The sequence below is a fragment of the Plantactinospora sp. KLBMP9567 genome, from assembly GCF_033446045.1.
In the GTDB taxonomy this organism is placed as follows: domain Bacteria; phylum Actinomycetota; class Actinomycetes; order Mycobacteriales; family Micromonosporaceae; genus Plantactinospora.
This window is the reverse complement of record NZ_JAWQRR010000026.1, coordinates 42,698-69,219: the sequence shown is the minus strand read 5'-3', so window position 1 is coordinate 69,219 and position 26,522 is coordinate 42,698. Positions and strand designations below refer to the sequence as shown.

Sequence of the window (26,522 nt, the reverse complement as noted above, 5' to 3'; positions counted from 1 at the left end):
GGCACCGGCCCTGATCGGTGGCCGTCAGTATATGCCGCCGCGACACCCGGATCCGGATGTCGCGGCGGTCGAGCCGGCCTACCGGGTACCTCGGTCGAGGTGGCCGAGCGGCGCCGCATCGCGATCCGGGTCGGCCTGCGGGGAAACCTCGGCCGGCCCTCCTCGCGGACGTCCGCCCCGGGGCCCGGCTGACTGTGCTGCTGGAGGGACCGCCAGCCCCCTTCCTAACGGACGTCCGCCCGGCGCTCGTGCGCGAGTAGCCAGGTCTTCACCGGCAGCCCCCACCGGAAACCGCCGAGCCCGCCGTCGCTGCGCAGCACCCGGTGACACGGTACGAAGAGCGCCGCCGCGTTCCGGGCGCAGGCCATCGCCGCGGCCCGGACCGCCCGGGGCCGGCCGGAGAGCTCGGCGAACTCGGTGTAGGTGATCGGCTCACCCGGTTTGACCTGCCGCAACGTGTTCCAGGCGTGGGCCATGAACTCGCCGTCGGTGTACTGCACGACCGGTACGGCGTCGATCGCGGTCAGATCGCCGTCCAGATAGGACCTTACGGCCGCGCTGACCGGGCCGAGTTCGGACCGCTCCCGGACCTCCCGACGCAGTCGGGGGTGCACAAGTCCGAGCAGGTTGGCGGTGTCCGTGGTGAAGCCGGCGGCGTGCACCACGCCCTCCGGGTCGGCGAGGACGGTCAGTGGTCCGGTCGGCGTCTCGATACGGCTGCTGTACATCTCGTTCACTCTGCTCTCCATAGTCTGATCACCGCGTACGAGCGCCAGGGCCGCCAGCGGCCGGCGTACGCGTCGAGGCTCTTCGGGTCGTCGGGGAGGCCGAGCGCCGCGGCGCCCCGGCGTACCCCGAGGTCGGTGGGGAGGAAGACGTCCGGGTCGCCGATCGCCCGCATCGCGACGTAGCCGGCGGTCCAGGCGCCGATGCCGGGCAGCGCGGTCAGCCGGTCGACCAGCTCGGCCCGGTCCGCGCCGGGGTCCAGGTCCAGGTCGCCTGCGGCGGCCGCCTCGGCCAGCGCCCGGATCGTCGCCCGCCGGGCGGCCGGCATGCCGAACGCGGAGTCCGGCAGCGCCAGTACCTCCTCGGCGGTCGGAAACGCGCGCAGCCCGGCGGGCCCGGCTGTCTCGGCCGAGCCGGCCGGCTTGACAGCCGGGTCCGTGGGTACGGCGGCCGCCTCGGTCCGGCCGAGTCGGTCGTCCCGGAGGGCAGAGGCGGCGTCCCGGGCCAGGGCCGCCGGCGCGTCGGTGTCGACGGCGGCGGCGAGCCGGGCCAGCACGGTACGCGCCCCGGCGACCGAGACCTGCTGGCCGACGATCGCCCGGACGGCCATCTCGAAGCCGTCCACCGCACGCGGCACCCGGATGCCCGGCTCCTTCGCCACCGTCTCGGCGAACACCGGATCGGCGCCGAGCACCCCGTCCACCGCCTCCGGGTCGGCGTCCAGGTCGAAGAGGCGGCGGCAGCGGGCCACCGCCGGGGCCAGGTCACGGACATCGGCGAGCCGGAGGGTGGCGGCGACGTACCCGGGCATCGGGGTCATGGCGATCTCGGCCGGCCCGTGCGGCAGCCGCAGGCCGCGGCGGTACGAACCGGCCTCGACCTCCTCGATCCCGGGTACCGCCCGCAGGGCGAGGAAGTCCAGCAGCGCGTCGGCGTGCAGCGGTGCCCGGTAGGCGAGCCGCAGCGCGATCGTCCCCGGCGTGCCGTTCGAGCCGCCGGGGACCGCCGACGCCGTCGGACCGGAGTCGCCGCCCCCGACCGTCCGGGAAGCGCGGCGGGAGTCGGTACCGGCCGAGCGGCGGGCGGCGTCGCGCAGTTGGGACGGCGCCACCGCGTACACCTCGCGGATCGTGTCGTTGAACTGCCGTACGCTGCCGAAGCCGGCGGCGAAGGCGATCTCGGCCAGCCCGAGGTCGGTCGTCTCGACCAGGATCCGGGCGGTCTGCGCCCGCTGCGCCCGGGCCAGGGCGAGCGGCCCGGCACCGACCTCCGCGACCAGCATCCGGTGCAGGTGCCGGTCGGTGTAGCCGAGCCGGCCGGCCAGCCCCGGCACCCCCTCCCGGTCGACCACACCGTCGGCGATCAGCCGCATCGCCCGTCCGACGAGGTCGGCCCGGACGTTCCACTCCGGCGATCCGGGCGCGGCGTCCGGCCGGCAGCGCCGGCAGGCGCGCAGCCCGGCGCGCTGGGCGGCTGCGGCCGACGGATAGAACCGGACGTTGCGCCGCTTCGGGGTCGTCGCCGGGCAGGACGGCCGGCAGTAGATGCCGGTGGTGGTGACGCCGGTGTAGAACCAGCCGTCGAACCGCTGGTCCCGGCTGTCGACCGCCCGATAGCACCGTTCGAAGTCCAGTTCCATGCCTTCGATCGTGCCCCGTGCCGGGCGCGTTGACGCGCGGAAATCGGACCTGGCCGTGGGTCTCCGATCGAGTGGTGGCCGGGGTCACCGTCCGGACCGGCCGGCGCGCTCCGGTCGGTCCGTCAGCGGTGGCCCGGCGCCGGGTCTCGCCCGTCGCGGTAGCGGTCCGGGAGCGTCCGTAGACTTCATCCCGGGCCGGGCCGGTGGACCACACCGGGTCGCCGGAGGCTACGAGAGAGGCAGTCGCGTTCGCATGACTTCACTGACCATCGGCATCGTCGGCCTGCCCAACGTCGGCAAGAGCACCCTCTTCAACGCGCTGACCAAGAACGACGTACTCGCCGCGAACTACCCGTTCGCCACCATCGAGCCGAACGTCGGGGTGGTCGGCCTGCCGGACGAGCGGCTGGACAAGCTCGCCGAGATCCACGGCTCGCAGAAGATCATCCCCGCGCCGGTCTCCTTCGTCGACATCGCCGGCCTGGTCCGGGGCGCGTCGAAGGGGCAGGGCCGGGGCAACGCCTTCCTGGCCAACATCCGGGACGCGGCCGCGATCTGCCAGGTCGTCCGGGTCTTCTCCGACCCCAACGTGGTGCACGTCGACGGCAAGGTCTCGCCCGGCGACGACATCGAGACGATCAACACCGAGCTGATCCTGGCCGACCTCCAGACCATCGAGAAGGCCTTGCCGCGGCTGGAGAAGGAGGCGAAGGTCCGTAAGGACCGGGCCGCCGCCGTCACCGCCGCGAAGAAGGCGGCCGAGCTGCTCGACACCGGGGTCACCCTCTACGCGGGCGCGGCCAACGCCGGGATCGAGGTGGCCGAGCTGCGCGAGCTGCACCTGCTGACCACCAAGCCCTTCCTGTACGTCTTCAACGTCGACGAGGCGGAACTCAACAACGCCGACCTGCTCGACGAGCTGCGACTGCTGGTCGCACCGGCCGAGGCGATCTTCATGGACGCCAAGGTCGAGTCGGAGCTGACCGACCTGCCCCCGGACGAGGCGCGGGAACTGCTGGAGTCGATCGGGCAGTCCGAGCCCGGTCTCGACCAGCTCATCCGGGTCGGCTTCCGTACCCTGGGGCTGCAGACGTACCTGACCGCCGGGCCGAAGGAGGCACGGGCCTGGACGGTCCCGATCGGGGCGACCGCGCCGGAGGCGGCCGGTGTGATCCACTCCGACTTCCAGCGCGGCTTCATCAAGGCCGAGATCGTCTCGTACGACGACCTGGTCGCCGCCGGCTCGATGGCAGCCGCCAAGGCCGCCGGCCGGGTCCGGATCGAGGGCAAGGACTACGTCATGCAGGACGGCGACGTGGTGGAGTTCCGCTTCAACGTCTGACTGCGGTCGGGCTCGGCTCAGCCGGCCTGCGCGGCCAGGCTCGCCGCGATGGTGTCGGCGATCGGTGTCGTCGGGCGGCCGATGAGTCGGGAGAGGTCACCGGGCGTGCCGGCGAGCAGACCGCGGCTGATCGCCTCGTCCACCTCCACCAGTACGTCGGCGAAGGGAGCCGGGACACCGGCACTGGTCAGGATAGCCGCCCGCTCCGGCCCGGGTACGGAGGTGTGCACGACGGTCCGGCCGCTGCGCCGGGACACCTCCTCGGTGAACTCCTCGAAGGTCCACGCGGTGTCGCCGCTCAGCTCGTACGCCTTGCCCAGGTGTCCGTCCTCGCGCAACACGACGGCCGCGGCGGCGGCGTAGTCCGCCCGGGTGGCGGTGGCGATCCGGCTGCCCGGGGTGACGTTGGTGACGATGGCGCCCCGGGCCAGGATTCCCGGCAGCTCGTTGACCGCGTACATCTCGGAGTACCAGTTGTTCCGCAGGAACGTGTACGGCAGGCCGGAGGCGAGGATGAGCCGCTCGGTCTCCCGGTGCTCGGTGCCGAGCTGGAAGTCGGCCCGGGGGCCGCCGAACACGCCGGTGTAGGCCAACTGGGCGACACCGGTGACCCGGGCCGCCTCGATCACCGCGGCGTGCTGGGGGATGCGCCTGCCGACCTCGCTGCCGGAGATCAGCAGTACCCGGTCGCCGGGCTGGAACGCCCGGGCGAAGGTGTCCGGCTCGTCGTAGTCGGCGACGTGCAACCCGACGCCCCGGGCCAGCAGGTCGGCCGCCCGCTCCTTGCTCCGGGCGACGGCGGTGATCGCGTCCGCCGGCACGCCCGCCGTGAGCAGGTCGGCGATGATCAGGCGGCCGAGCTGGCCGGTTGCCCCGGTGATGACGATGCTCATCTGAGTGCTTCTTCCGGTCGTCTGGTGGCGCAGGTGCACGCCGTACGTTCCGCACTCACTGTAGGAGGGGTATGGGTCCTGGTGACAGTACCCACTTCTGAGTAAGGTAGTGACGTGAGCGTAACCGAGAATTCGACTCCCGCCGGTCGGGTTCCGCCCAAGTCGCCCGGCACGGCGCCCGACGTCAACCGGGTGGACTGCCCGTCCCGGGGGGTGCTCGAACACGTCACCAGCCGTTGGGGCGTGCTGGTGCTGGCCGTGCTGCTGCACCGGTCCTACCGGTTCAGCGAGCTGCGCCGCCAGGTCGGCGGGGTGAGCGAGAAGATGCTGGCGCAGACTCTCCAGACCCTGGAGCGGGACGGCTTCGTGCACCGCGCCGCCAAACCGGTGATCCCGCCCCGGGTGGACTACTCGCTGACCCCGACCGGACGGGAGGTCGCGGAGCAGGTGTCGGCGCTGGCCCGCTGGGTCGAGGGGCGGCTGGACGACGTCCTCGCCGCCCGGAAGGCGTACGAGGCGACGCGGGAAGCCTGAGCGTCGGCGCGTCCGTCCCGGGTGCGTCCCCGGACGGCGACCGGGTGGACATCAGCCCGGTCGACGGTCACGAGATGTAGTGCAGGATCACGTTGTGTACGTGGTGACTCTTCTGGTCGCCACGGAACTCCACCTCGTAGGTGTGGGTGCCGACGTTGATCGCGATGGCGCCGGTGGAGAAGAACGAACCACCCCATGACTTGTTGCTGACCACGCTCACGCTGGTGATCTTCGAGTACGGGATGCTGGTGATCGCGAACTTCTTGCCGACGAACGACTTGTCCTGGATGATCACGCGTCGGTCGGTCAGCCCGATGAACCCGGTGCCCGTGCCGATGGCGTCGTAGACGGCGATGACCTGTTCCCCGTCGAGGAGGCCGCTCTCGATCTGCTTGAGCTGCTCGCGACGGTCAAAGGTGACGTTGGCCATGATCCGAGGGTAGGAGGGGCCCGCCACCACCGCACCGCCCAGCGGGGCCGCCGGGTCCGCGGAGACGGGGCCGGGCCTCGCCCGGTCAGTTCGGAGCGGTCACCGCGCGGTAGACGTCCTCGATCCGGGCGGCGAGCGTGACCTCACCCTCGGTGATCTCACTGTCGTCGCCGGGGCCGATCCTGATCTGGGTGTGCCCGTCCAGTCGCCGCACCTCCGGGCGGAGATGCAGCGCGTCTGCGATGATCTTTATCCGCTCGGTGAGGGCCGCGTGCTGGGTGTCGTCGAGGATGAGGGTCCTCTTGATCTGCTGTCCCTCGCGGGTCCAGCCGCCCAGTAGGGTGAGTGCGTCGCTCAGGTAGTCGCGGTCCATTCGGCCACCCCACAGAGCACGCATCGCCAAACCTCCCAGGCGTCGTTGCCGGCTTGTGGCCAAATCGTCGCCATCCCGTGTCTCGGTCGGTGCTCCCTAGTCTGTCGCTGGCCGGCTGGTGTGTCCACGTCCACCCTTCCGTCTTCTGTTGGCCGGTGGGTCCGGCGCAGCTACCCGAATTCCCGATTGATCTGGCACGCTGGACGCCCGTGCGGACCGATTGGGCGAACGGTAACGACCGGGATGGGTCGACCCGGGGACATTCCGGGCGCGGACGGCGGGAGCCGAAGGTCGTGGTGGGAGCGGCCATCGTGGTCGCCGGCCGGGTACTCGGCTGTGCGCGATCTCACCCGCCCGAGGTCGCCGGCCGGTGGGAGTTTCCGGGCGGCAAGGTCGAGCCGGGCGAGTCCGAGGTCGCCGCGCTGGTCCGGGAGTGTGCCGAGGAGCTGGGCGTACGGGTCGAGATCGGTGACCGGATCGGCGGGGATGTCCCGATGGGTCATGGCCGCTCGGTGCTCCGGGTCTATCTGGCCGCACTGGTCGACGGGGACCAGCCGCAGCCTCTGGAGCACTCCGAACTGCGCTGGCTGCGCCCGGAAGAGCTGGACAGCGTGCCGTGGCTGCCGGCGGACCTACCGATCGTGGCGGCGCTGCGCCCGGTGTTGGCCGCGTCCTGACCGACCGGCCGGTGCTGAACACCGCCGTCCCGTCGGCCGTCGTCGGACCGCCACCCGGCCCCGGGACGCGGGCCGAGCTCACCCTCCGGTGGCCTCGGCCCGCGCCACGAGACGGGTCAGTCCTTGTCGCGCGGCTGTTCCGGGTGGCTGTAGTTGAGCCCCTCGGCCGGCAGTGGGAAGGTCACGTCGTCACCGAACGGTGAGGGCGCGGCCGCCTTGTCGAAGGTGAACTCGCTGATCGCCAACCGACCCCGGGAGTCCAGCGGCGGCGCGGTCGGGTGCGGGACCTGCCGGCCCCAGTGCACACCGTGCTCCGCCCCAGCCTCGGCCTCGGGCTCGTGCGAACCGCCCGCGTGCGAGTGCACCGAGCCGAGTTCGTCCGGGTCGCGCGGGGTCTGGCCCTGAGCGGCCTCGTTCTGCTTGCCACGGCGGAAGATCTTGCTACCGAGCCACACAACTGGATCGTACCGTCGGTCGACGACGCGTTCCTTCATTGGGATGATCGCGTTGTCAGTGATCTTGATGTGCTCGGGGCAGACCTCGGTGCAGCACTTGGTGATGTTGCAGTAGCCGAGACCCTGCGACGCCTGGGCGTACTCCTTGCGGTCCGTCTTCGCGTCCAGCGGGTGCATGTCCAGCTCGGCGGCGCGGATGAAGTAGCGCGGCCCGGAGAAGGCGACCTTGTTCTCCTCGTGGTCCCGGACCACGTGGCAGGTGTTCTGGCACAGGAAGCACTCGATGCACTTGCGGAACTCCTGGGACCGCTCGACGTCGACCTGCTGCATCCGGTAGTCACCCGGCTCCAGTTCGCTCGGCGGAGCGAACGCCGGGGTCTCCCGGGCCTTCTCGTAGTTGTACGAGACGTCGGTGACCAGGTCCCGGATCACCGGAAAGGTCCGCAGCGGGGTGATGGTGACCGTCTCGTTCTCCTCGAACGTCGACATCCGGGTCATGCAGCCCAACCGGGGCATGCCGTTGATCTCCATCGAGCAGGAGCCGCACTTGCCGGCCTTGCAGTTCCACCGGCAGGCCAGGTCCGGCGCCTCGGTCGCCTGTAACCGGTGGATGACGTCGAGGACCACCTCGCCCTCGTTCACCTGCACCTGGTAGTCGGTCAGTTCCCCGCCCGACTCGTCGCCGCGCCAGACCTTGAAGTTGCGGGTGGAACCGGCCTTGCCGGCGCCGCCCGGCGCGTTCTGTGTCGCCATTACTTGGCCGCCTCCTCAGCGTGCGCCTCTGCGGTGAGGGCGTCGAAGTCCGCCAGCTCCTCTTCGGTCAGGTACTTGGCCAGCTCGGTGCGGTCGAAGAGCTGGATCAGCTCGCCCCGCATCTTCGGCAGCGGCTTGTGCTCCAGGCGTACCTTGTCGCCGTCGAGCGAGCAGACCAGGTTGACCGTGCGCCACTGCGGCGCCATCGTCGGGAAGTCCTCCCGGGTGTGGCCGCCCCGGGACTCCTCGCGCTCCAGCGCCGCCCGGGCGGTGCACTCCGAGACCACCAGCATGTTGCGCAGGTCCAGCGCCAGGTGCCAGCCGGGGTTGTAGCGGCGACCGCCGGCCACCGCCACCCGGGTCACCCGGTCCCGCAGGTCGGCCAGCTTGACCAGCGACTCCTCCAGCTCACCCTTGCGCCGGATGATGCCGACCAGGTCGCCCATCACCGCCTGGAGGTCCTGCTGCAAGGTGTACGGGTTCTCCCCGCCCTCGCGCTCCAGCGGGGCCAGCGCCCGGTCCACCGCGGCCTCGACGTCCGCCGCCGACACCTTCGGGCGCGCGGCCAGCCCGGTGGCGTACGCCGAGGCGTGCCCGCCGGCCCGCTTGCCGAAGACCAGCAGGTCGGAGAGGGAGTTGCCGCCGAGCCGGTTGGAGCCGTGCATGCCGCCGGAGACCTCACCGGCGGCGAAGAGCCCCTGCACGTGTCCGGCCGCCGCGCCGCTGTCCGGCTCGACCTCGACGCCACCCATCACGTAGTGGCAGGTCGGCCCGACCTCCATCGGCTCGGCCGTGATGTCGACGTCGGCCAGCTCCTTGAACTGGTGGTACATCGAGGGCAGCCGGCGGCGTACCTCCTCGGCCGGCAGCCGGCTGGCGATGTCCAGGTAGACGCCGCCGGCCGGCGTACCCCGACCGGCCTTGACCTCGGCGTTGATCGCCCGGGCGACCTCGTCCCGGGGCAGCAGCTCCGGCGGGCGCCGGTTGTTGTCCGGGTCGGTGTACCACCGGTCCGCCTCCTCCTCGGTCTCCGCGTACTGCTTCCGGAAGACGTCGGGGACGTAGTTGAACATGAACCGCTGGCCCTCGGAGTTCTTCAGCACCCCGCCGTCGCCCCGGACCGACTCGGTGACCAGGATGCCCTTCACCGAGGGCGGCCAGACCATGCCGGTCGGGTGGAACTGGAGGAACTCCATGTTGATCAGCGTTGCGCCGGCCCGCAGCGCCAGCGCGTGCCCGTCACCGGTGTACTCCCAGGAGTTCGAGGTGACCTTGTAGGACCGGCCGACGCCGCCGGTGGCCAGCACGACAGCCGGGGCCTCGAAGAGGACGAACTCGCCGGACTCCCGGTAGTAGCCGAACGCCCCGGCAATCTTGTCCCCGTCGAGCAGCAGCTCGGTGACGGTGGTCTCGGCGAAGACCCTGATCCGCGCCTCGTAGTCGCCGTGCGCCTTCTTGTCCTCCTGCTGCAACGAGACGATCTTCTGTTGCAGGGTGCGGATCAGCTCCAGGCCGGTCCGGTCGCCGACGTGCGCCAGCCGCGGGTACTCGTGGCCGCCGAAGTTGCGCTGCGAGATCTTCCCGTCCTTGGTGCGGTCGAAGAGCGCACCGTACGTCTCCAACTCCCAGATCCGCTGCGGCGACTCCTTCGCGTGCAGCTCGGCCATCCGGAAGTTGTTGAGGAACTTGCCGCCCCGCATGGTGTCCCGGAAGTGCACCTGCCAGTTGTCCCGGCTGTTCACGTTCCCCATCGCGGCGGCGGCGCCGCCCTCGGCCATCACGGTGTGGGCCTTGCCGAACAGCGACTTCGAAATGATCGCCGTCCGCTTCCCGGCCAGCCGGGCCTCGATCGCCGCGCGGAGGCCGGCACCACCGGCACCGATGACGACGACGTCGTAGTGGTGTCGTTCGATTCGGGTAGTCATGTCAGAGGCCCTTTAGTTGATGAACCGCAGGTCGTCGAACCAGTCGGCGGAGAGCGCCATGACGTAGAAGTCGGTCAGCGCCAGGGTGCCCAGGGTGATCCAGGCGAGCTGCATGTGCCGGACGTTGAGCTTGGAGACGAACGTCCAGAACCGGTACCGCACCGGGTGCTGGGAGAAGTGCTTCAACCGGCCGCCAGCGATGTGCCGGCAGGAGTGGCAGGAGAGCGTGTACGCCCAGAGCATCACCACGTTGCCGAGCAGGACCAGGTTGCCGAGGCCGAAGCCGAAGCCCTTCGGGCTGTGGAAGGCGAGGACCGCGTCCCAGCTGTTGATCAGCGAGATGATCACGGCGGCGTAGAAGGTGTAGCGGTGCAGGTTCTGGCCGAGCAGCGGGAAGCGGGTCTCGCCGGTGTAGGTCTTGTGCCCGTCCGGGACCGCGCAGGCCGGCGGCGAGAGCCAGAACGACCGGTAGTACGCCTTGCGGTAGTAGTAGCAGGTGAGCCGGAACAGCAGCAGGAACGGCAGGGTCAGCGCGGCGTCCGGAATGAACCACCAGCCGGGGAGTACCCGGCCGAAGTGCGCCGCCTCGGGGATGCAGGCTTCCGTCACGCACGGCGAGTAGAACGGGGTCAGGTAGTGGTAGTCCGCGACCCAGTAGAAGTCGTGCATGAATACCCGCACCGTGGCGTACGTGACCCAGGCGCCGAGCCCGATCACCGTGATCAGTGGAGCGAACCACCAGCGGTCGGTACGCAGGGTTTTTGCCGTGATGGCCGCGCGCTGGCGCACGCTCCCCGGCAGTCCGGCCGGAGGTGGGGCCGTCCTCGTAGTCATCTATGTCTCCCTGACGGGGCCCGGTCTGGCTGACGGGCACGGATGGTGTTCCGGCGGGGCGCGCGGGGGCAGGGGAGGACCCGCAGCCGCGCTACCTGCGTCCGCGTCGGTGCACACGTTACGCCGCACGTTGACAGGCACATGCGCAAGGGAGTCTCGCGGGTTTCCCGCCGATTACGAAAGTCCTGTTCCCGGATCCGGGCGCGGTTGTGCATAACTTCACTCGGTGACACCCACCGTGCCGGGTACGGCCGGATCGGTGCGGCCGAGCGGGGCACGGACGATTCAGGGTCGGCTGCGGAACGTGAACTGCTGACAGGTCCGGCGCGCCGCCTACAGGTCCGGCGCGCCGAGTCTGCGGGCGGCCGAGGCGCACTCCTCGGGCCCGTGCTGCAACCGGTCCACCACAGGTCGGCCCGCCGGATCGCGCGGCGCGATGAAGAACGCCGGCTCACCGTTGGTCACCTGCCGGTCGAGTGCGTCCGCATAGCTGGCCCGGGCGTCGACCAGCCGCTGCCAGGATTCGCCACGACCGCCCCGGTCGTCGTCCGGGTCGTCGCGGTCGTTGCCCCACCAACCGCGTAGTCGCTCGATTTCGGACAGGAACGGCCGTACGGCGGCGTTCTCGTCCCGGATCGCCGCCGCCCGCGCGCCCGGGCTTCCGGTGGCACCCGGCGGGGTCAACCGGTTGAGCCGCCTCTCCAGCTCGCGGCAGGCGGAATCGCCCCGGGCCTGCGCCGTCCGCTCGCGGTCGGACTCCCGGGCGAACCGGCCCAGACCGGCCGCGAACGCGCCGAGGCAGCCGCAGACCAGAAGTACCAGGACCGCCGCACCGGCGATTCCGGCGATGGTCAGCCGGCGGCGCCGCCGGGCGGCCGCGTCGGGCGGACGTCGCTGCCCGGTCGGCTGGTCGGTGCCGGCCGGCGCACCCGGGGGTACGTCGCCGGCCCTGCTCGCCGGCTCGGCCCGGCCCGGGCTGTCGGACCCGTACCGGGAGCCGGTGCCCGCGTCGTCGTCGGCGGCGGGGGTGGTCGCGTCGTCCGTCACGCCACCCAGTGAAGCACCGTGACGCGATCCGGGCATCCCCGTGCGGAGGGACGGGGACGTTCCGCCGCCCCGCAGACCGGTCAGCCGGAGGCGCCGCCGGTGAAGTTCCACGAGGCCAGCCGGAGCGGCGGCGCCGACCACCACGCGCTGCTGAAGGTCTGGGACTGCAACACCGAGTGCCGGCCGATCCCGAGTACGGCGCCGGGGGCGAGGGCCTGCGGGTAGGACTGGGTGAACCGGAAGTTCTGCACCGCGGCGGCCACCTCACCGTCCTCGATCAGCCACACCCCGTTGCGGGTGAGCCCGGTGACGACCAGACTCCTCGGGTCGAGGACCCGGGTGTACCAGAGGTCGGTGACCAGCAGCCCGCGCCGTACCTGGGCGACCAGCGCGGCGGTGTCCGCGTCGACCACCGGCCCGGAGACCTCGCCCGGCCTGGTCACACCGTTCGGCGAGGCGGCCGGTGCCAGCCCGAGGTGCAGCGGAACCGCCCCGACGGCCGCCCCGCCCGGCACGGCGTGCCCGGTCGAGGCGGTGCCGGCTTCGGCCGCGGTCCGCCGGTCGTGCGCGACCGTCCGGGTGATGCCGTGCTCGACCAGGGCGACCGGGACCCGAGGGCTGCCCTCGGCGTCGAACGGCAGCGCCGGGCCGGCCAGCGCGTCGTCCAGCAGCGTGACCGATCGGTCGAACTGTTCCTCCCCGGGCACGGCGAACGAGCGCTGCTCGTTGTACGCCTTGCCGTTGAGGCCGTACGTCGAGAGGTTCTGCAGCAGGTCGGCGACGGCGGTCGGCTCCAGCACCACCTCGTACCGCCCCGGGGGCAGTTCGACGGGGGCGACCCCGGCCCGCGCCTTCACCGAGGCCCGCGCGCCGAGTACGCCGCCGGCCAGGTCGGCGAGGCGGAACGAGCCCAGCCGGGCCACCCCGTCCGCGCCACCGCACCGGGCGATCCCGTCCATTGCCGCCTCGGTGCTCCGCCCGGTCACCGAGTGCCCGGCCGTGTTGGCGAAGGCACCGGTCCGCTGCCCGGTGCGGCAGTAGCCGGCCGCCTCCAGCCCACCGGCCGTCTCGACGAACTCGCGTACCCGCTCGGCCCGCTGCTCCGGCCCGGCCACGGCGGTGACCTCGTCCCAGTTGCCGCTGCCGTCCACGGTGGTCGGTGGGGTCAGCCCCGGCCAGCCCGGGTCGGGCGGGCAGTGCCGGACCGCCGCGACGGTACGTTCGACCAGGTCACGCAGCCCCTCGGCGTTCACCACCGTGGACGAACCGGTGGCGGTACGCCCGTCGAGGTGCAGCCGCAGCCGCACGGTCGTGACGGCGTCGGCCATGTTCTGGTGGATGAAGGAGTTTGCGAACCTGGTCAGCGCCAGCTCGGCGTGCTCGGTGCCGACCTCCGCCTCGGCACCCGGCCCGCCGACCTGCCGGACGAGTTCGACGACCTGGCCGGCGAGGTCGAGTGGGGATGTCATCGCTGCCTCCAAAGCCGCTTACGCTCACTCCTCGCGCTCACCCGTGCCTGCCTTTCGTTCGCGACTGCGGGGCTCGCAGACCCGGCTCACTCCTCGCGCTCACCCGTGGACTCCGACCCGGACGTTCGTGAACCTGGCGGGGGCGGCGGGGTGGCCGGTGTGGCCGATCTGGCCGGGCTGCCCCTTGCCGCAGTTCGGCGTACCCCAGGCGATGGTCTCCGCGGAGAGCATGTCCATCGACCGCCAGAACTGCGGGCCGATCCCGGTGTAGGTCGGGTTGCGCAGCATCCGGCCCCGCCGGCCGTTCTTGACCTCCCAGCCGATCTCGCAGCCGAACTGGAAGTTCAGCCGCTTGTCGTCGATCGACCAGGAGCGGTTGAGGTCCATCAGTACGCCGTCGTCGGTGGCCGCGATGATCTCGTCCAGGGTGTGCGGGCCGGGCTCCAGCCCGACGTTCGTCATCCGGACCATCGGCAGCCGGGCCCAGCCGTCCGACCGGACGCTGCCGGCGTAGTCCAGCCCGGCGATCGCCGCCGAGTCCCGGCCGGCGAGCGTGCCCACCCAGCGCCCCTCCCGGACCGCGTCACGCTTGGCCGCCGGGGTCCCCTCGTCGTCGAAGCCGAAGCTGCCCAGCGCACCGGGGATGGTCGGGTCGATGGTGACGTTCATCAGCTCGGAGCCGTACCGCAGTGCGCCGAGCTGGTCGAGGTCCAACCAGGACGTACCGGCGAAGGCGGCCTCCCAGCCGAGGATCCGGTCGAGTTCGATGGCGTGCCCGACCGACTCGTGGATCTGCAGGGCCATCTGCTCGCTACCGAGGATCAGGGTCGTCTCGCCGGCCGGGCATAGCGGCGCGGTCACCAGCTCCCGGGCCTCCTCGGCGATCCGGGCGGCGTGCGCGGTCAGGTCGAGCGACTCGACCAGCTCCCAGCCCTGGGTGCCGTACTGGCCGCGATAGCTGGGGTAGGAGCGGCGCTGCGTCTCGCCGTCGCCGATCGCCGTCGCCGAGATCCCCGCCCCGGACTCCCGGACGTGCTGGTCGATCCGGTGGCCCTCGCTGGAGACGAACCACTTGCGGGTGTCCCAGATCTGATAGAGGCCCTCGGCCAGGTCGGCGCCGTGTTCCCGGGACGTTCCGGTGGCCCGGACCAGCAGGTCACCCTTGTCGGACAGCGGCACCGAGAGCGGGTCGACCGCGCAGGGCGAACTCCACGACCCGGTGCTGGCCGGCACCGGAAGCAGGCTGCTGCCGGGACCGGCGATCCGGCCACTCGCGGCAGCGATCTGCGCGGCCCGCTCACCCGCCGCGCGGGCCGCCGACCCGGAGAGATCGGGTACGGCGTAGAAGCCCCACCCCGAGCCGACCAGGGCGCGTACCCCGATCCCGGCACTCTCGTCCTGACTGACGGACTCGATCTCGCCGTTGCGGGCGGACATCGACTCGTACCGGCGGTGCATGACCCGCGCGTCGGCGTACCGGGCCCCGGCATCGAGGGCGGCCTGCACCGCCGCCGTCGCCACGTCGAACTCGGCCATCGGCATCTCTCCTCGCTGGTTCGCCCGTTCGGTGATCCGGCCGGAGTCGGACCCGATCATGGATGACCTTATGCGAGGAGGTGGGGTCAGCGAGCCTTAACACCTCGCCGGGTTTGCCGACGGCGCGCGCGCGACGTACTGGCCAAGTGCTGCAACGAGTGCTGTTCCCGGACGAGGATGCAAACCTTTGCCGGTTTTGTGATCACCAGTTGTAACGGCTCTTTACGGAGGTTCTTTCACGTCGGTACAGTCTGCGCACGCTGTCATCAATCAATTACGGGGGGTTGCGGTGCTTGGTGCCTGGGCGCCCAAATATCGGCGTGTCGGTACAGGATCGCCCGGCTTGGTGGCGGCCAGTTCAGCTTCGCGGCGTGACGTGCGACGTCGGGTACGCCGCGGTCTGACCTTGTGGGTGGTGGCGGTGGTCGCGGCGGCGGGCGGCGTCCTGGTCGATCCCGGACCGTGGCGTACTGCTGCGGCGGCTCCGGCCCCGGTTTGCACGGGAGTCGCTGATTCTGAGGCTCAGGCGTCAGCGCTCGCGGTGGCCTGTGCCGAACCTGTCGTGGTCGACGGTTCGCAGACGGAGTTCTCCCAGGTGGTGGCGCAGCCGGACGGGCGGTTCCTGTTCGAGTCCGCGGCCGTGCCGCAGCGTACCTATCGGGCGGGGGGTTGGGTCGATGTCGATTTGGGCCTTGTCCCTGCCGAGGGCGGCCTGTGGCGGCCAGCCGCGTCAGTGGCCGACGTGGCCTTTTCGGCCGGTGGTCCTGGTCCGCTGGCGACGCTGGTCAGCGAGGGCCGGACCCTGGTGATGTCGTGGCCGGGTGGTGCGCTGCCGACGCCGACCGTTTCCGGTGAACTAGCGACGTACCCGAACGTGTTGCCCGATGTGGACCTGGTGGTTCGGGCGACCTGGACGGGGTTCAGCCATGTTTTCGTGGTCAAGTCGGCGAGTGCCGCGGCGAATCCGGCGGTGCGTCAGATTCGGTTCGGGCTCGGCGGCGATGCCCAGGTGCTTTCCGGGCCGGATGGCGGGCTCCGGGCGGTGGTGGGCTCACGCGAGATCGCTTCGGCGGAGCCGCCGGTGATGTGGGACTCGCGTACGGGCGCAGCGGGGCGTTCCGCCGGGGCGCAGGCGTCGCCGGAGGGATCGGAGTCGACAGCCGCGGCGGCTGGCGACGCTGCCAGGGTCGCGACGGTTGAGGTGGAGGTCTCGGGCGGCGACCTGCTGCTGCGACCGGACGAGGAGCTTCTCACCGCGCCGGACACGGTATTCCCGTTGTATGTCGACCCGGCGTGGTCCGTCTACAAGACGAAGTGGGCGTACGCGACCAACAACGGCTCGTCGAACACCGACTACAGCGCGGCCCGGGTGGGGTTGAATCCGGATACCGGTGCCCTCTACCGGTCGTTCTTCCAGTTCTCGACGACGGCGAACGGCGTGTCCTTGCGGGGCAAGCACATCGAGTCGGCCTACGTGCAGATGAAACTCGACCACTCCTGGTCGTGTGACGACACGGTGGCGTCGATGTACTGGACGTCGGCGATCAACGCCACGCCGAAGGCGTCATGGTCTATCGGGCTGAAAGCGTTCATGGACTCCGCCTCCGGCCACGCCAACGAGTCTGGCGGATGCGAGTCGATCCAGCCCGACATGATTATGAACTTCTCAGGTTCGGGGGTGACCAGCCGGCTGCGAACCGTGGCGACCGATGGGTCGTCCAGCGTCACGGTCGGGTTCACGGCTCGAGCCTCCGACGGTTCGGGCGAGTCGACGCAAGGTCGCTGGAAGAAGTTCTTCCCCAACAGCGCGAAGCTCTACGTGGACTATGACACCAAGCCCGGCCAGCCCAACGGCCTGCAGGTCGCCGGGGTGGCCTGCCCAACCTCGGGTGTCCTGACGGTCGGCACGTTGAGCCCCAACCTGTCGGCGGTGTTCCCCGACGCCGACAAGGCCGACTCGTTGACCGGAACATTCGAATGGATCGAGGTGCCGGCCGGTGGGATGGGGTCGGTGACCGACACGTCGCCGGCCCGGAAGTCCGCTCCGCCGGCCAAGACGGGTATCACCCCGAACGCCCGAGCGACGAGTAACACGGTGTCGATAGTTGCCGACAAGACGTATGCCTTCCGGGCCAGGGGCACCGACAAGCCGCCGTACTCGCTGCCCAGCGTGTGGTCGGCGTGGTGCCAGTTCACGGCGGACACCACGGTGCCGCCGGTCGAGGCGAAGGTGGTGACCGCGCCGGCCGGTCCCGGTAGGCCGGGCAGGGTCCGGTTCGAGTCGACGGCCTCCGACGTGACCAAGTTCAGGTACGGCTGGGATGCCGCGACGAAGGAGGTCCCGGCCCAGGGCTCGAATCCGAGGTACGCGGAGGTCGATCTGACGGCGCCGAGCTTCGGCCGCAACGTGCTGTTGGTCAAGGCCATCGATGCCACCCTGAACGAGGGGAACGGGTCGGTCGAGTTCACCGTCGGGCGGCCGGCGCCACCGATTGCCGAGTGGGGGCTGCAGGCCTATCCGGGCGTCGATCAGGCGGCGGCGCTGGCCGACGGGCAACCGGCCCCGGTCGATTCTTCGCTGACGGCCACGAATGTCGCCTGGGCCAACGGCGTACGAATGGTCGGTGGTCAGACCGCCGCCTTCAACGGCTCCTCCTCCGCGGCGACGACCGCCGCCAGCGTGGTGGACACCACCCGGTCGTTCAGCGTCGCTGCCTGGGTCCGTCTCGGTGCCGTCCCCACCACCGCTGACGTCAAGGTCGTTGCCCAGTCGGGTGTCGACGCGGCAGGGTTCGAGCTGGGAGTGCGTCGGATGGGCACCCCGTTGACGCCGTACTGGTCGTTCGTGATGAAGGACACCGCGGCTCAGTCGAGCACCACCCGGGTGGCAGTCTCGACGGCGGCGATCACGGGGGCGGACGTGGGGCGGTGGACCCATCTCGCCGGCGTGTACGACGCGACGGAGAAGATGCTCCGGCTGTATGTCAACGGTCAGCAGGTGGCGGAGGCGGAGCGCACCGCGGCGCCGTGGCTGGCGTCGGGTCGGCTGGTGGTGGGCCACAGCTTCAATGCCGGCGCGGTCGCGCTCTGGTGGAACGGCGCCATCGCTGACGTGCAGGTCTTCGATCGGGTGCTCGTGCGGCACGACTTCACCGGCCAGTTGGCGATGGACCCCCTCTCCGGCGGATTCAACGAGCCGGGAATCCTGACGCCGGTCCAGGTGGGGAACTGGGACTTCGAGGCTGCGGCACCCTGCTATCTGGCCAACCTGAAGGACACCTGCGAGGCGCCGGAGACAGTGACGGGGTGGGGCCGGTGGCTGGCGTTGACCCGGGGTGCCGCTGTCGGGGCAGGCCGCTCGACCAGCGGTTCCGGGCTCTGGCTGGACTACGAGTACTTCCCGGAGGAGGGCCACACCGAGCCGGCTGAGGAATATGGCCGTAGTGCGGTCAAGACGGGCGTGACACCCCCCGACAGCGAGGGCCGGGAGTTCACCACCTGGCAGGAGACGCCGGTACTGCGTACCGATGACTCCTTCACGATGTCCGCCTGGGTGACGCTGGACCGCCTGGACGGGATGCGTACCGCGGTGGCTCAGCGAGGAGCGCACGAGAGCGCGGCCTGGCTGAAGTACTCCTCCGCGGACGGCAAATGGCAGTTCAACGTGAGCGCTGAGGATGTCAACCCCTCTGTCACAACGGGGGTCAGTTCGACATCGGTACCGGAAACCGGGGTGTGGACGCATCTGGCCGGTGTGTACGACGCGTCCCGTAGCGAGATCCGCCTCTACGTGAACGGCGAACTGGAGGGCCGGCGGACGATCTCGTTCAGGCCGATGAGTTCGTCCGGTCCGTTGCTCGTCGGTCGGGTGCTGTGGCACGACGGGAGCATGGACCAGTGGACCGGCGGCATCGACGATGTCGCGGTGTTCCAGGGCGCGATGAGCGATGCCTCGATGTTCGAGTGGTACAACGCGCAGATCCCGGTGACCCCGGGGACGAATGTGCTCACGCGTGGGGAGGAGCTGACCGAGGGCCAGTATCTTCGCTCGGACATCGGTAACTATCAGCTCCTGATGCAGGACGACGGCAATCTGGTTCTCTACCAAGCGGGTTATCCGCTGTGGGACACGGCGACCTGGGGTAATCCCGGTGCACACCTGCTCTTCCAGGTCGATGGAAACGTGGTGCTCTACAGCGCCGACGATGTCCCGCTGTGGGATACCGAAACCTGGGGGAGCACGGCTGACCGCCTTGTGCTCCGCGACGACGGGGAACTCGTCCTGCTCGACACGAATGGTCAGGTCATGTGGCGGCGGTGACCGGGTGACAGCTATCGATTCGCTCTCAAGACGTGGTGGCGGGATTCGTTCGGGAAGGAAGACCTGATGTTCGCAGGGTCGGCACGCGGTTCGCGGCGCGGACGTCGGTGGCATTCCGCCACCGGTAGCCGGCGCTGGGTGGTGGTCGGGTTGGTTGCGGCGCTGCTGGGTGCCCTGCTGCCAGGTAGTCCGGGACAGGCGGCACCGGACGTCCCGCCGAGAGAGCCTGCGGCACCCCCGGTGGAGAAGCTCGACTCCGATGGTGGGCCGGTGGCGGGCCGGGCCTGGTCGCAGAAGCGGGTCACCTCCGATCCCGCCCCGACGCCGCGCTGGCCAGACCCGGCAACCGCCCGGGTCGACCTTCCGGCGACCAACGCGCGCAATGCCGCGGGCCTGGGCGTCAAAGCCGGAAGCATGCCGGTCTGGGTGGACAGTGCCGACGGCGAGGGCGGCGGACGACTGTCCGCCCTGGATCTCCAGGTTGTCGATCGCGACAGTGTCCCGCAGGCGTGGCAGGACGGCCTGGTGTTGAAGGTGGGCGCCCCGGCCGGGGCCAGCGGCGGCGCGGCGAAGCTGTCGGTGGACTACAGCGGATTCCGATACGCGGCCGGTGGGTCGTGGGCATCTCGGTTGCGCCTGTGGCAGGTACCGCGGTGCGCGCTCACCACCCCTGACGAGCCGGCATGCCGGTCAACGCCTTTGCGTACCTCCAACGACCTCGCTACGGGAGTGGCGTCGGCGGTGGTGGCCGTGCCGCCGTCGCCATCGCCGGCCGCTGGCCGGGTGCCGGACTCCTCAGCGGCCGGGGCGGCCGGGTCGTTCGTGGTGCTGGCCGCAGGCGCTGCTGGCAGCGACGGTGACTTCGGCGCCACCAGCCTGGCTTCCTCGTCGACGTGGTCGGCCGGGGGGTCGTCGGGTGACTTCTCGTGGAACTACCCGGTGCGGATGCCGCCGGCAACAGGACCGGTGCCGGACATCTCGTTGGCCTACTCGTCGTCGTCTGTGGACGGCCGTTCCGAGGTGACGAACAATCAGCCGTCGTGGATCGGGGAGGGGTTCGACTACTCACCCGGCTACATCGAGCGCCGGTACGTGCCGTGTGCGGAGGACTCGAAAGACGGGGCGAACAGCACCACCTCAAGTGGTGACCAGTGCTGGCGGTCGGACAACGCGACGATGAGCCTCAACGGCCGCGGCGGAGAGCTGGTCTTCCAGTCGGGCCGGGGTTGGCATTCCCGTGGCGAGGACGGGTCGAAGATCGAGAAGCTGACCGGCGCGTCGAACGGCGACGCGGGCGACGCGGGTTACGGGGATGTCGGTGAGTACTGGAAGGTGACGACCACCGACGGGACCCAGTACTTCTTCGGACTGCACAGCCTGCCCGGGCAGAGCGGCAGGACGAACTCGACGCTGACCGTCCCGGTCTTCGGCAACCACTCGGGGGAGCCGTGCCACGAGAGCAGCTTCGCCGGCTCCGACTGCGTGCAGGCGTGGCGGTGGAATCTCGACTACGTCGTGGACGTGCGCGGCAACACGATGTCGTTCTGGTACGGCAAGGAGACCAACAAGTACGCCCGTAACGCCACCGACTCCGACGACGTGACGTACGACCGGTCCGGCTATCTGACCCGGATCGACTACGGCACCTACGACCGCACCGCCGCGACGCACGACGTGACCGAGCGCAGCGTGAACCCGTACGCCCAGGTGTTGTTCGAGACCGACATGCGGTGCACCGCCAACTGCGGCACCGAGTCCGCCCCGGTGAAGTCGAGTTGGAAGGACACGCCGTGGGACCAGGAGTGCACGGCGTCGGCGACCTCCTGCCCGCAGCAGTACACCCCGACGTTCTGGACAACCAAACGGCTGAAGAAGATCACCACCCGGGTGTGGGACACGACCAAGGCGACCCCGGCCTGGCAGAACGTCGAATCCTGGACGCTGTCGCACACGTTCGCCGCGACGGCGGACTCCACCCACGAGGGCCTGTGGCTGGACCGGATCGACCACGCGGGGCTGGTGGGTGGCACGGTGAACCTGCCGCCGGTGACCTTCGAGGCCGAGTCGCTGCCGAACCGGGTGTTGACCGAACACGGCACCGCCGACAACTGGCTTCGGATCTCCAGCATCGTCACCGAGACCGGCGCGCGAATCAAGGTGGACTATTCGCTGCCGGAGTGCACCGAGGCGATGGTGGAGACGCTTTCGCCGCACACCAACACCAAGCGCTGCTATCCGGTGAAGGTGCCGGACCCCGCTGATCCGACCGGCAACGCGCTGGTCACCGAGTGGTGGCACAAGTACCGCGTCGAGCATGTCGCCGAGGACGACGTGCAGCTGGCCGGCGGGCACCAGGCGCCGTCGAAGCACACCTGGTACGAATACGTCGGGAGTCCGGCCTGGCACTATGCCGACGACGACGGCCTGTCCAAACCGGACCGTAAGACGTGGAGCCAGTGGCGCGGCTACGCGCAGGTCAAGACCCGGGTCGGTGACGACCCGGCGACCCGGACGTTGTCCGTGACCACCTTCATGCGTGGCATGCACGGTGACCGGGCCGCGCCCTCGGGGGGCACCCGCACGGTGTCGGTGCCGGCGTCGCTGGGCTCGGAAACGGTCTACGACGAGGACCAGTTCGCCGGGCAGATCCGCGAGCAGGTCGTCTACAACGGCGTCGACACCAAGCCGGTCTCCAAGACCGTGCACGTCCCGTGGCGGTCCAACCCGACCGCCAGCCGTACCATCAACGGCGACCTGGTGGAGGCCCGCTTCACCGACACCCAGGCCACCTACACCGCCACCGCCCTCGGGGTGGACGGCGACCGGGGGTGGCGGGTCTCCCGCGGCCGCCAGAGTTTCGACCACACCTACGGGACGATCAACTGGTCGCAGGACGACGGCGACGTCGCCGAGAACGGTGACGAGAAGTGTGTCACCTACAGCTACAACCGGAACCTCACCAAGAACCTCACCCAACTGGTCAAGCAGACCACCGCCAAGGCGCTGCCCTGTGACACGGCACCGACCAGCGCCGACCACCTGATCAGCGACGGACGCGACTACTACGACGGCGCGACCAGCGTGGACACGGCGCCGAGGTTCGGGTCGGTGACAAGGTCCGAGCAGCTCAAGGACTGGGCGCCCGACACCGGAACGGTATGGAAGACCGTCAGCCGGGCGACGTACGACAGCACCGGCCGGCAGTTGACCAACACCGACATCAAGGGGAACGTCACCACCACCGCCTACATGCCGGCGGTCGGCGGGCCGGTGAGCAAGGTCACCACCACCGGACCGGCGCCGTTCAACTGGGTCACCAGCGAGGAGGTCAACCCGTACTGGGGTTCTGCCGTGAAGGGCACCGACCAGAACGGGAAGACCACCTCAGAGGTCGAGTACGACGCGTTCGGGCGGGTCGCCAAGGTGTGGGACTTCGGCTGGTCGAAGTCCGCCAACCCGACCAGACCTTCTGCCCAGTACAGCTACACGTACGCGTCGGGCCGTAACGCCTACCCGTACGTCCAGTCGCTGACGCTGAATCCGGACGGCAACTACATCTCCTCGTTCCAGATCCTCGACGGCCTGTTGCGTCCTCGGCAAACCCAGTCGATCTCGCTCGGTGGCAGCGGCGACCGGGTGGTCACCGACACCATCTACGACGAGTTCGGGCGGGCGGCGGTCTCCTACGGAGCGCACGCCGAACCGGGTGCGCCTGCGGGTGGGTTGTGGTGGGAACCGGAATGGTCCGTGGCGGCGGTGACGAAGACCCTCTTCGACCGTGCGTCGCGGCCGACCGCAGAGATCTTCCTGGCCGGTGACGGGGTCACCAACCTGGTCGAGAAGTGGCGTACCACCACCAGCCACGAAGGCGACCTCACCAAGGTCACCCCGCCGGCCGGCGCGACCCCCACCACGACGGTGACCGACATCCAGGACCGGACCGTGGCGGTGCGGCAGCACACCACACCAGCGGGCGTCACGGGGGCTTACCAGGAGACCAGGTACGTCCTCAACCACAAGGACCAGATGGTCAAGACCATCGACACGGCCGGAAACGAGTGGATCAACGAGTACGACGTCCAGGGCCGGCTTTGGCGGGTCACCGATCCCGACAAGGGCGTCACCACCAGCACTTACAACGACTACGACGAGCTGGTCAAGACGACCGACGCCCGTGGCGAGTCGCTCTGGTACGTCTACGACCAGATCGGTCGCAAGACGCAGCTACGTGACGACTCCGCTACCGGCCCGCTGCGCGCGGAGTGGAAGTACGACAGCCTCTTCAGCGGCCAGCCCGGCTTCAAGGGCCACCTGGCCCAGGCCACCCGGTACGAGCCGGCCGGTTCCACCAACGCCTACCGGTGGCGGGTACGCCAGTTCAACAACCGCTACCAGCCGACCGGGGTCGACTACGTCATTCCGGCGGTGGAGACGGGTCTGGATGCCACGTACATCTACGCGTACGGCTACTCGGAATTCACCGGCACCCAGACGTCGATGTCGTATCCCGGAGCCGGCGGGCTTGTCACGGAGCAGTTGACGACCGACTACGACTCGACGACGGGTATGCCAACCCGGTTGGACACCAGTCTCACCGGTTCGGCGGGCACCATGGCCACCGCCTCCTACACCGCGTACGGCGAGCGCTCGGGCTCCGTCTACAAGATGCCCGGCGGCAAGTTCACTCAGGAGGTGGTCCACCGAGAGGAAGCGACCCGGCGCGTCAAGCGCACCACCGTCGAGCGCGAAACCGCCGCCGGGATGGTCTCGGATCGGACCTACGACTACGACGAAGCCGGCAACATCACCTCCATCGCCGACACCCCGACCGACGGCGAGGCCGACACCCAGTGCTTCCGGCATGATCCTCTCGGCCGGCTGGCGACCGCCTGGACGCCGAAGAGTGGGGTTAGCTGCGAGGCCGATCCGACGGTTGCCGACCTGGGCGGGCCGGCACCGTACTGGCACGACTGGACGTTCGACTCGACCGGTTCCCGGCTGACCGAGACCAGTCACACCACCGGCGGTGACACCACCCGTACCTATGCTCTGCCGAACGGTGGCCAGGGTGTGGTTCGGCCGCATGCGGTCACCTCGATGACCACCGCCGCTCCAGCGCAGCCGGACGTGGTTTCGAGGTACGGCTACGACCAGGCGGGTAACACCACCTGCCGGCCGGCGGGGACCACCGCGAACGACTGTGTCACCGCGGCGAACAGTCAGACCCTGGGTTGGGATGCCGAGGGCAAGCTCGCCACTGTCGCGGCCGGTGGGCAGACGATCGAGACCAACATCTACGACGCCGACGGCGTGCGGCTGATCCGTCGTGACGCGACCGGGACGACGCTGTATCTGCCGGGGCAGGAGATCCGTCGCGAGGGTGGCGTCAACACCGGGACCCGGTACTACAGCTTCGCCGGCACCATCTGCGCCAGCCGCAAGGGCGCCTCCAGCATCACAGATCTGACCTGGCTGTATCCGGATCATCAGGGGACCCAGCAGACCGCGATCAACGCCGGCACCCAAGCCGTCACGATCCGTCGGCAGACACCCTACGGCGACGCCCGAGGCGAAAATCCGGTCTGGGTCAACAGCAAGGGCTTCGTCGGTGGTGACATCGACCCGACGGGCCTGGTCAACATCGGGGCCCGGCAGTACGACAAGGTCCTGGGTCGGTTCATCTCGGTGGACCCGGTGCTGGACCTTTCGGATCCGCAGCAGTGGAACGCGTACGCCTACAGCCACAACAGCCCGATCACCCATTCCGACCCGACCGGGTTGCGCCCGGAGTGTGGTGGCGGCACGGGCACGTACAGTTGCAGCAGCAATGTGCCGAAGGCGAACCCGGAGGTCAACAAGGGTAAGTGGCCCGACACCAAGACCAAGAACACCGCCGTCTCCGACGAGTACGCCGCGAAACAGCGCGAACGAGGACTGGCCGAACGGAAGAAGCGGGAGTGTCAGGCCAGCTTCTGGTGCCGCAACGGTCAAAAAATCAAGAAGGCCGCGAGCGCCGCTGCGGACTGGGCGACCAGCCCGGAGGGCATCGGTTTCATAGCGAGCCTCGCGGTCGGGGTCGGATGTGCGGCGCTGACGCTTGGTGTTGGGACGCTTGCGTGCGGTGCTCTCGCTGGTGCGGTAGGAGGAGGCCTGACGGCAGGACTCAAGGGTGGCGATTTTGGGGATATCATGCGTGGGGCGCTGGGTGGCGCAGTTTTGGGTGCTGCCGGCGGTGCGGTTGGGTCCGTAGGGGGTGCGATTTTGGCCAAAGGGGCCGGTGCACTAGCCAGAGGCGTGCTGGGCGCGGGTGGTGATATCGCCGAGAAGGGAGTGGTCGCGGCGTCGACAAAGGTGACCAGTAAGGTTGTGAGCACGGCTAGCCGTCATGGATGGAACGCGACGAAGAATCTTGTCAACAGAGACGCCCGAGATCTCTTTACTCCGGCCGGGTTTAAGAGTCTTGTCAAGATGCACAAGGTGGCGTTGACGAGTGAGGTGCCGTTCTACAGGGGAATTGTGAAAGATGCAATGCCCACAGCAGTAGGTGCTGGAGTTGTCAACAGCAACTTGATGCCGGGGGACAAAGATCTGAATTTTATCTCAGGGTTTTTAACGACTCTGGGGGGATGACCTGAAGGGGAGGAGGTTTCGTGGGCAGCTTTGTGTCATACGCGAGGAATCTCGTTGCCTACCTCCTCTTCGGAGTGGTTGCGCTTGCCGCCACGTTGCTGATCGCCCTTTCCTTGGCCACGGTCCGGAGCCTCTACATTGGTGACATGGTGACTCTTCCCGGCTACCGCGTGACGGGCACGGCAGAGGTCCTCGGGTGCAAAGAAGTCGGCCCGATAACCACAAACGGATTTGGTATGTGGTGGAAGTGTGACGTCGTGGTGGAACTCGCCGACGGCCGCGCAGTGCAAACAACCGTCGGCGCGTCCATCGCAACTCCCGAGGATATGGGAAAGGCGGTCCGCATCGTCGAGTTCTGCCGACACCCCCACCATCAGGAATGCGCCTATGCGCGCCCGGGATCGCTCGCCTTGACGCTAGCGGCTGGAATTGTGCAGGTGCTCAAGATCGGGGTTCTTGTCTGCGGTGTCGGATTATCGGCGATCGCGTTTTTGGTCGGGCTGCTCGGTGCCGATCTTACTTCCAGGTTACAGCGTGGTAGGGCCCGGGGTGGTGGGCGGAGGACATCTGACGAGGAACAACCAATCGGTACCGAGGAAGCTGTGGAGAAAGCTGCTATGGAAACGGATGTCCCGCCCGGATTTGGTGAGCTGATTATCAATTTCGAATTCCATGGCGCCGCGCGCGCCATCTACGAGAAGGCTGCACCGACGGTTCGCATAGATGGCACCTCGCCAAAGATTCAACCCGCCTGGGGGGAGTGCAGAATTCTGGTGGCGGCCGGCAAGCGAAAGTGTGAGGTGTGGGTCCCCTTCGAAACCCTGAGGTTGGGTTACGTCAGCAGAAAAGTTGCCGTCGCTGAAGGAGCGAGAGTCCCGTTGCGGTATGAGGCACCGAGAACACCGGGTGCGTCTGGGTCTCTGGAAAAGATTTGATCA

The 26,522-nt window shown here is 69.4% G+C and carries 16 protein-coding genes and 2 pseudogenes; 6 read left to right on the top strand and 12 right to left on the bottom strand.

Annotation, left to right across the window (positions count from 1 at the left end; translation table 11 throughout):
* Window positions 1-224 precede the first annotated feature (224 nt).
* Together R6Y94_RS20940 and R6Y94_RS20935 are read right to left on the bottom strand one after the other, a co-directional pair.
* Complete coding sequence (locus R6Y94_RS20940; protein ID WP_412102837.1) at window positions 225-728, bottom strand: methylated-DNA--[protein]-cysteine S-methyltransferase; 504 nt, start codon at window positions 726-728, stop codon at window positions 225-227.
* Window positions 729-733: 5 nt separating this feature from the next.
* Window positions 734-2,365, bottom strand: a complete 1,632-nt coding sequence (locus tag R6Y94_RS20935; protein ID WP_318397573.1) for a DNA-3-methyladenine glycosylase 2 family protein — start codon at window positions 2,363-2,365, stop codon at window positions 734-736.
* Window positions 2,366-2,618: 253 nt separating this feature from the next.
* Between R6Y94_RS20935 and ychF the strand changes: the two genes are divergently transcribed.
* Complete coding sequence (ychF, locus tag R6Y94_RS20930; protein ID WP_318397572.1) at window positions 2,619-3,707, top strand: redox-regulated ATPase YchF; 1,089 nt, start codon at window positions 2,619-2,621, stop codon at window positions 3,705-3,707.
* A 17-nt stretch (window positions 3,708-3,724) separates the two neighbouring features.
* Here the strand turns inward: ychF and R6Y94_RS20925 are convergent, their stop codons facing one another.
* Window positions 3,725-4,600 (bottom strand): SDR family oxidoreductase, encoded by an 876-nt coding sequence (locus R6Y94_RS20925; protein WP_318397571.1) that lies wholly within the window; start codon window positions 4,598-4,600, stop codon window positions 3,725-3,727.
* A gap of 192 nt (window positions 4,601-4,792) precedes the next feature.
* Between R6Y94_RS20925 and R6Y94_RS20920 the strand changes: the two genes are divergently transcribed.
* Complete coding sequence (locus R6Y94_RS20920) at window positions 4,793-5,134, top strand: winged helix-turn-helix transcriptional regulator (protein ID WP_412102836.1); 342 nt, start codon at window positions 4,793-4,795, stop codon at window positions 5,132-5,134.
* A 67-nt stretch (window positions 5,135-5,201) separates the two neighbouring features.
* Here the strand turns inward: R6Y94_RS20920 and R6Y94_RS20915 are convergent, their stop codons facing one another.
* Entirely contained in the window at window positions 5,202-5,564 is a 363-nt protein-coding gene (locus R6Y94_RS20915; RefSeq protein WP_318397569.1) for a PH domain-containing protein, read from the bottom strand.
* Between the two features lie 85 nt (window positions 5,565-5,649).
* The gene (locus tag R6Y94_RS20910; RefSeq protein WP_318397568.1) at window positions 5,650-5,961 is read right to left on the bottom strand and encodes a 4a-hydroxytetrahydrobiopterin dehydratase; all 312 of its coding nucleotides are present in this window, start codon (window positions 5,959-5,961) and stop codon (window positions 5,650-5,652) included.
* Window positions 5,962-6,230: 269 nt separating this feature from the next.
* On the opposite strand from R6Y94_RS20910, the gene R6Y94_RS20905 reads away from it, so the two are divergent.
* Window positions 6,231-6,614 carry a (deoxy)nucleoside triphosphate pyrophosphohydrolase gene (locus tag R6Y94_RS20905; protein WP_318397567.1) on the top strand — a complete coding sequence of 128 codons (384 nt, stop codon included), beginning with the start codon at window positions 6,231-6,233 and terminating at the stop codon, window positions 6,612-6,614.
* A 116-nt stretch (window positions 6,615-6,730) separates the two neighbouring features.
* On the opposite strand, the pseudogene R6Y94_RS45215 reads toward R6Y94_RS20905, so the two are convergent.
* The 7 genes and pseudogenes from R6Y94_RS45215 to R6Y94_RS20875 all read right to left on the bottom strand — a co-directional run.
* A pseudogene (locus R6Y94_RS45215) lies at window positions 6,731-6,982 on the bottom strand (succinate dehydrogenase/fumarate reductase iron-sulfur subunit); the annotation flags it as partial.
* Window positions 6,983-7,033: 51 nt separating this feature from the next.
* Window positions 7,034-7,822, bottom strand: a pseudogene (locus tag R6Y94_RS20900) (succinate dehydrogenase/fumarate reductase iron-sulfur subunit); the annotation flags it as partial.
* A complete protein-coding gene (locus R6Y94_RS20895) occupies window positions 7,822-9,747 on the bottom strand; it encodes a fumarate reductase/succinate dehydrogenase flavoprotein subunit (protein ID WP_318397565.1) in 1,926 nt (641 codons plus the stop codon). The pseudogene R6Y94_RS20900 and the gene R6Y94_RS20895, both read right to left, overlap by 1 nt.
* A gap of 12 nt (window positions 9,748-9,759) precedes the next feature.
* Window positions 9,760-10,581, bottom strand: a complete 822-nt coding sequence (locus R6Y94_RS20890; protein ID WP_318397564.1) for a hypothetical protein — start codon at window positions 10,579-10,581, stop codon at window positions 9,760-9,762.
* Window positions 10,582-10,914: 333 nt separating this feature from the next.
* A complete protein-coding gene (locus tag R6Y94_RS20885; protein WP_318397563.1) occupies window positions 10,915-11,628 on the bottom strand; it encodes a hypothetical protein in 714 nt (237 codons plus the stop codon).
* Between the two features lie 80 nt (window positions 11,629-11,708).
* A complete protein-coding gene (locus R6Y94_RS20880) occupies window positions 11,709-13,097 on the bottom strand; it encodes a TldD/PmbA family protein (RefSeq protein ID WP_318397562.1) in 1,389 nt (462 codons plus the stop codon).
* A 99-nt stretch (window positions 13,098-13,196) separates the two neighbouring features.
* Entirely contained in the window at window positions 13,197-14,633 is a 1,437-nt protein-coding gene (locus tag R6Y94_RS20875; RefSeq protein ID WP_318397753.1) for a TldD/PmbA family protein, read from the bottom strand.
* 400 nt (window positions 14,634-15,033) lie between these two features.
* Here R6Y94_RS20875 and R6Y94_RS20870 point away from each other — a divergent pair, with 400 nt between their 5' ends.
* The 3 genes from R6Y94_RS20870 to R6Y94_RS20860 all read left to right on the top strand — a co-directional run bounded on the left by R6Y94_RS20870 (window position 15,034) and on the right by R6Y94_RS20860 (window position 26,519).
* The gene (locus tag R6Y94_RS20870) at window positions 15,034-18,954 is read left to right on the top strand and encodes a LamG-like jellyroll fold domain-containing protein (protein WP_318397752.1); all 3,921 of its coding nucleotides are present in this window, start codon (window positions 15,034-15,036) and stop codon (window positions 18,952-18,954) included.
* A gap of 138 nt (window positions 18,955-19,092) precedes the next feature.
* The gene (locus tag R6Y94_RS20865) at window positions 19,093-25,584 is read left to right on the top strand and encodes an RHS repeat-associated core domain-containing protein (RefSeq protein WP_412102825.1); all 6,492 of its coding nucleotides are present in this window, start codon (window positions 19,093-19,095) and stop codon (window positions 25,582-25,584) included.
* Between the two features lie 20 nt (window positions 25,585-25,604).
* Window positions 25,605-26,519, top strand: coding sequence for a DUF6346 domain-containing protein (locus R6Y94_RS20860; RefSeq protein ID WP_318397561.1), 915 nt, complete (start codon window positions 25,605-25,607; stop codon window positions 26,517-26,519).
* Window positions 26,520-26,522: the final 3 nt, after the last annotated feature.

Bases quoted from the DNA above. Each gene is read 5' to 3' on its own strand.
- R6Y94_RS20940 (WP_412102837.1), bottom strand. From the start codon at position 728: ATGTACAGCAGCCGTATCGAGACGCCGACCGGACCACTGACCGTCCTC.
- R6Y94_RS20935 (WP_318397573.1), bottom strand. From the start codon at position 2,365: ATGGAACTGGACTTCGAACGGTGCTATCGGGCGGTCGACAGCCGGGAC.
- ychF (WP_318397572.1), top strand. From the start codon at position 2,619: ATGACTTCACTGACCATCGGCATCGTCGGCCTGCCCAACGTCGGCAAG.
- R6Y94_RS20925 (WP_318397571.1), bottom strand. From the start codon at position 4,600: ATGAGCATCGTCATCACCGGGGCAACCGGCCAGCTCGGCCGCCTGATC.
- R6Y94_RS20915 (WP_318397569.1), bottom strand. From the start codon at position 5,564: ATGGCCAACGTCACCTTTGACCGTCGCGAGCAGCTCAAGCAGATCGAG.
- R6Y94_RS20910 (WP_318397568.1), bottom strand. From the start codon at position 5,961: ATGCGTGCTCTGTGGGGTGGCCGAATGGACCGCGACTACCTGAGCGAC.
- R6Y94_RS20895 (WP_318397565.1), bottom strand. From the start codon at position 9,747: ATGACTACCCGAATCGAACGACACCACTACGACGTCGTCGTCATCGGT.
- R6Y94_RS20890 (WP_318397564.1), bottom strand. From the start codon at position 10,581: ATGACTACGAGGACGGCCCCACCTCCGGCCGGACTGCCGGGGAGCGTG.
- R6Y94_RS20880 (WP_318397562.1), bottom strand. From the start codon at position 13,097: ATGACATCCCCACTCGACCTCGCCGGCCAGGTCGTCGAACTCGTCCGG.
- R6Y94_RS20875 (WP_318397753.1), bottom strand. From the start codon at position 14,633: ATGGCCGAGTTCGACGTGGCGACGGCGGCGGTGCAGGCCGCCCTCGAT.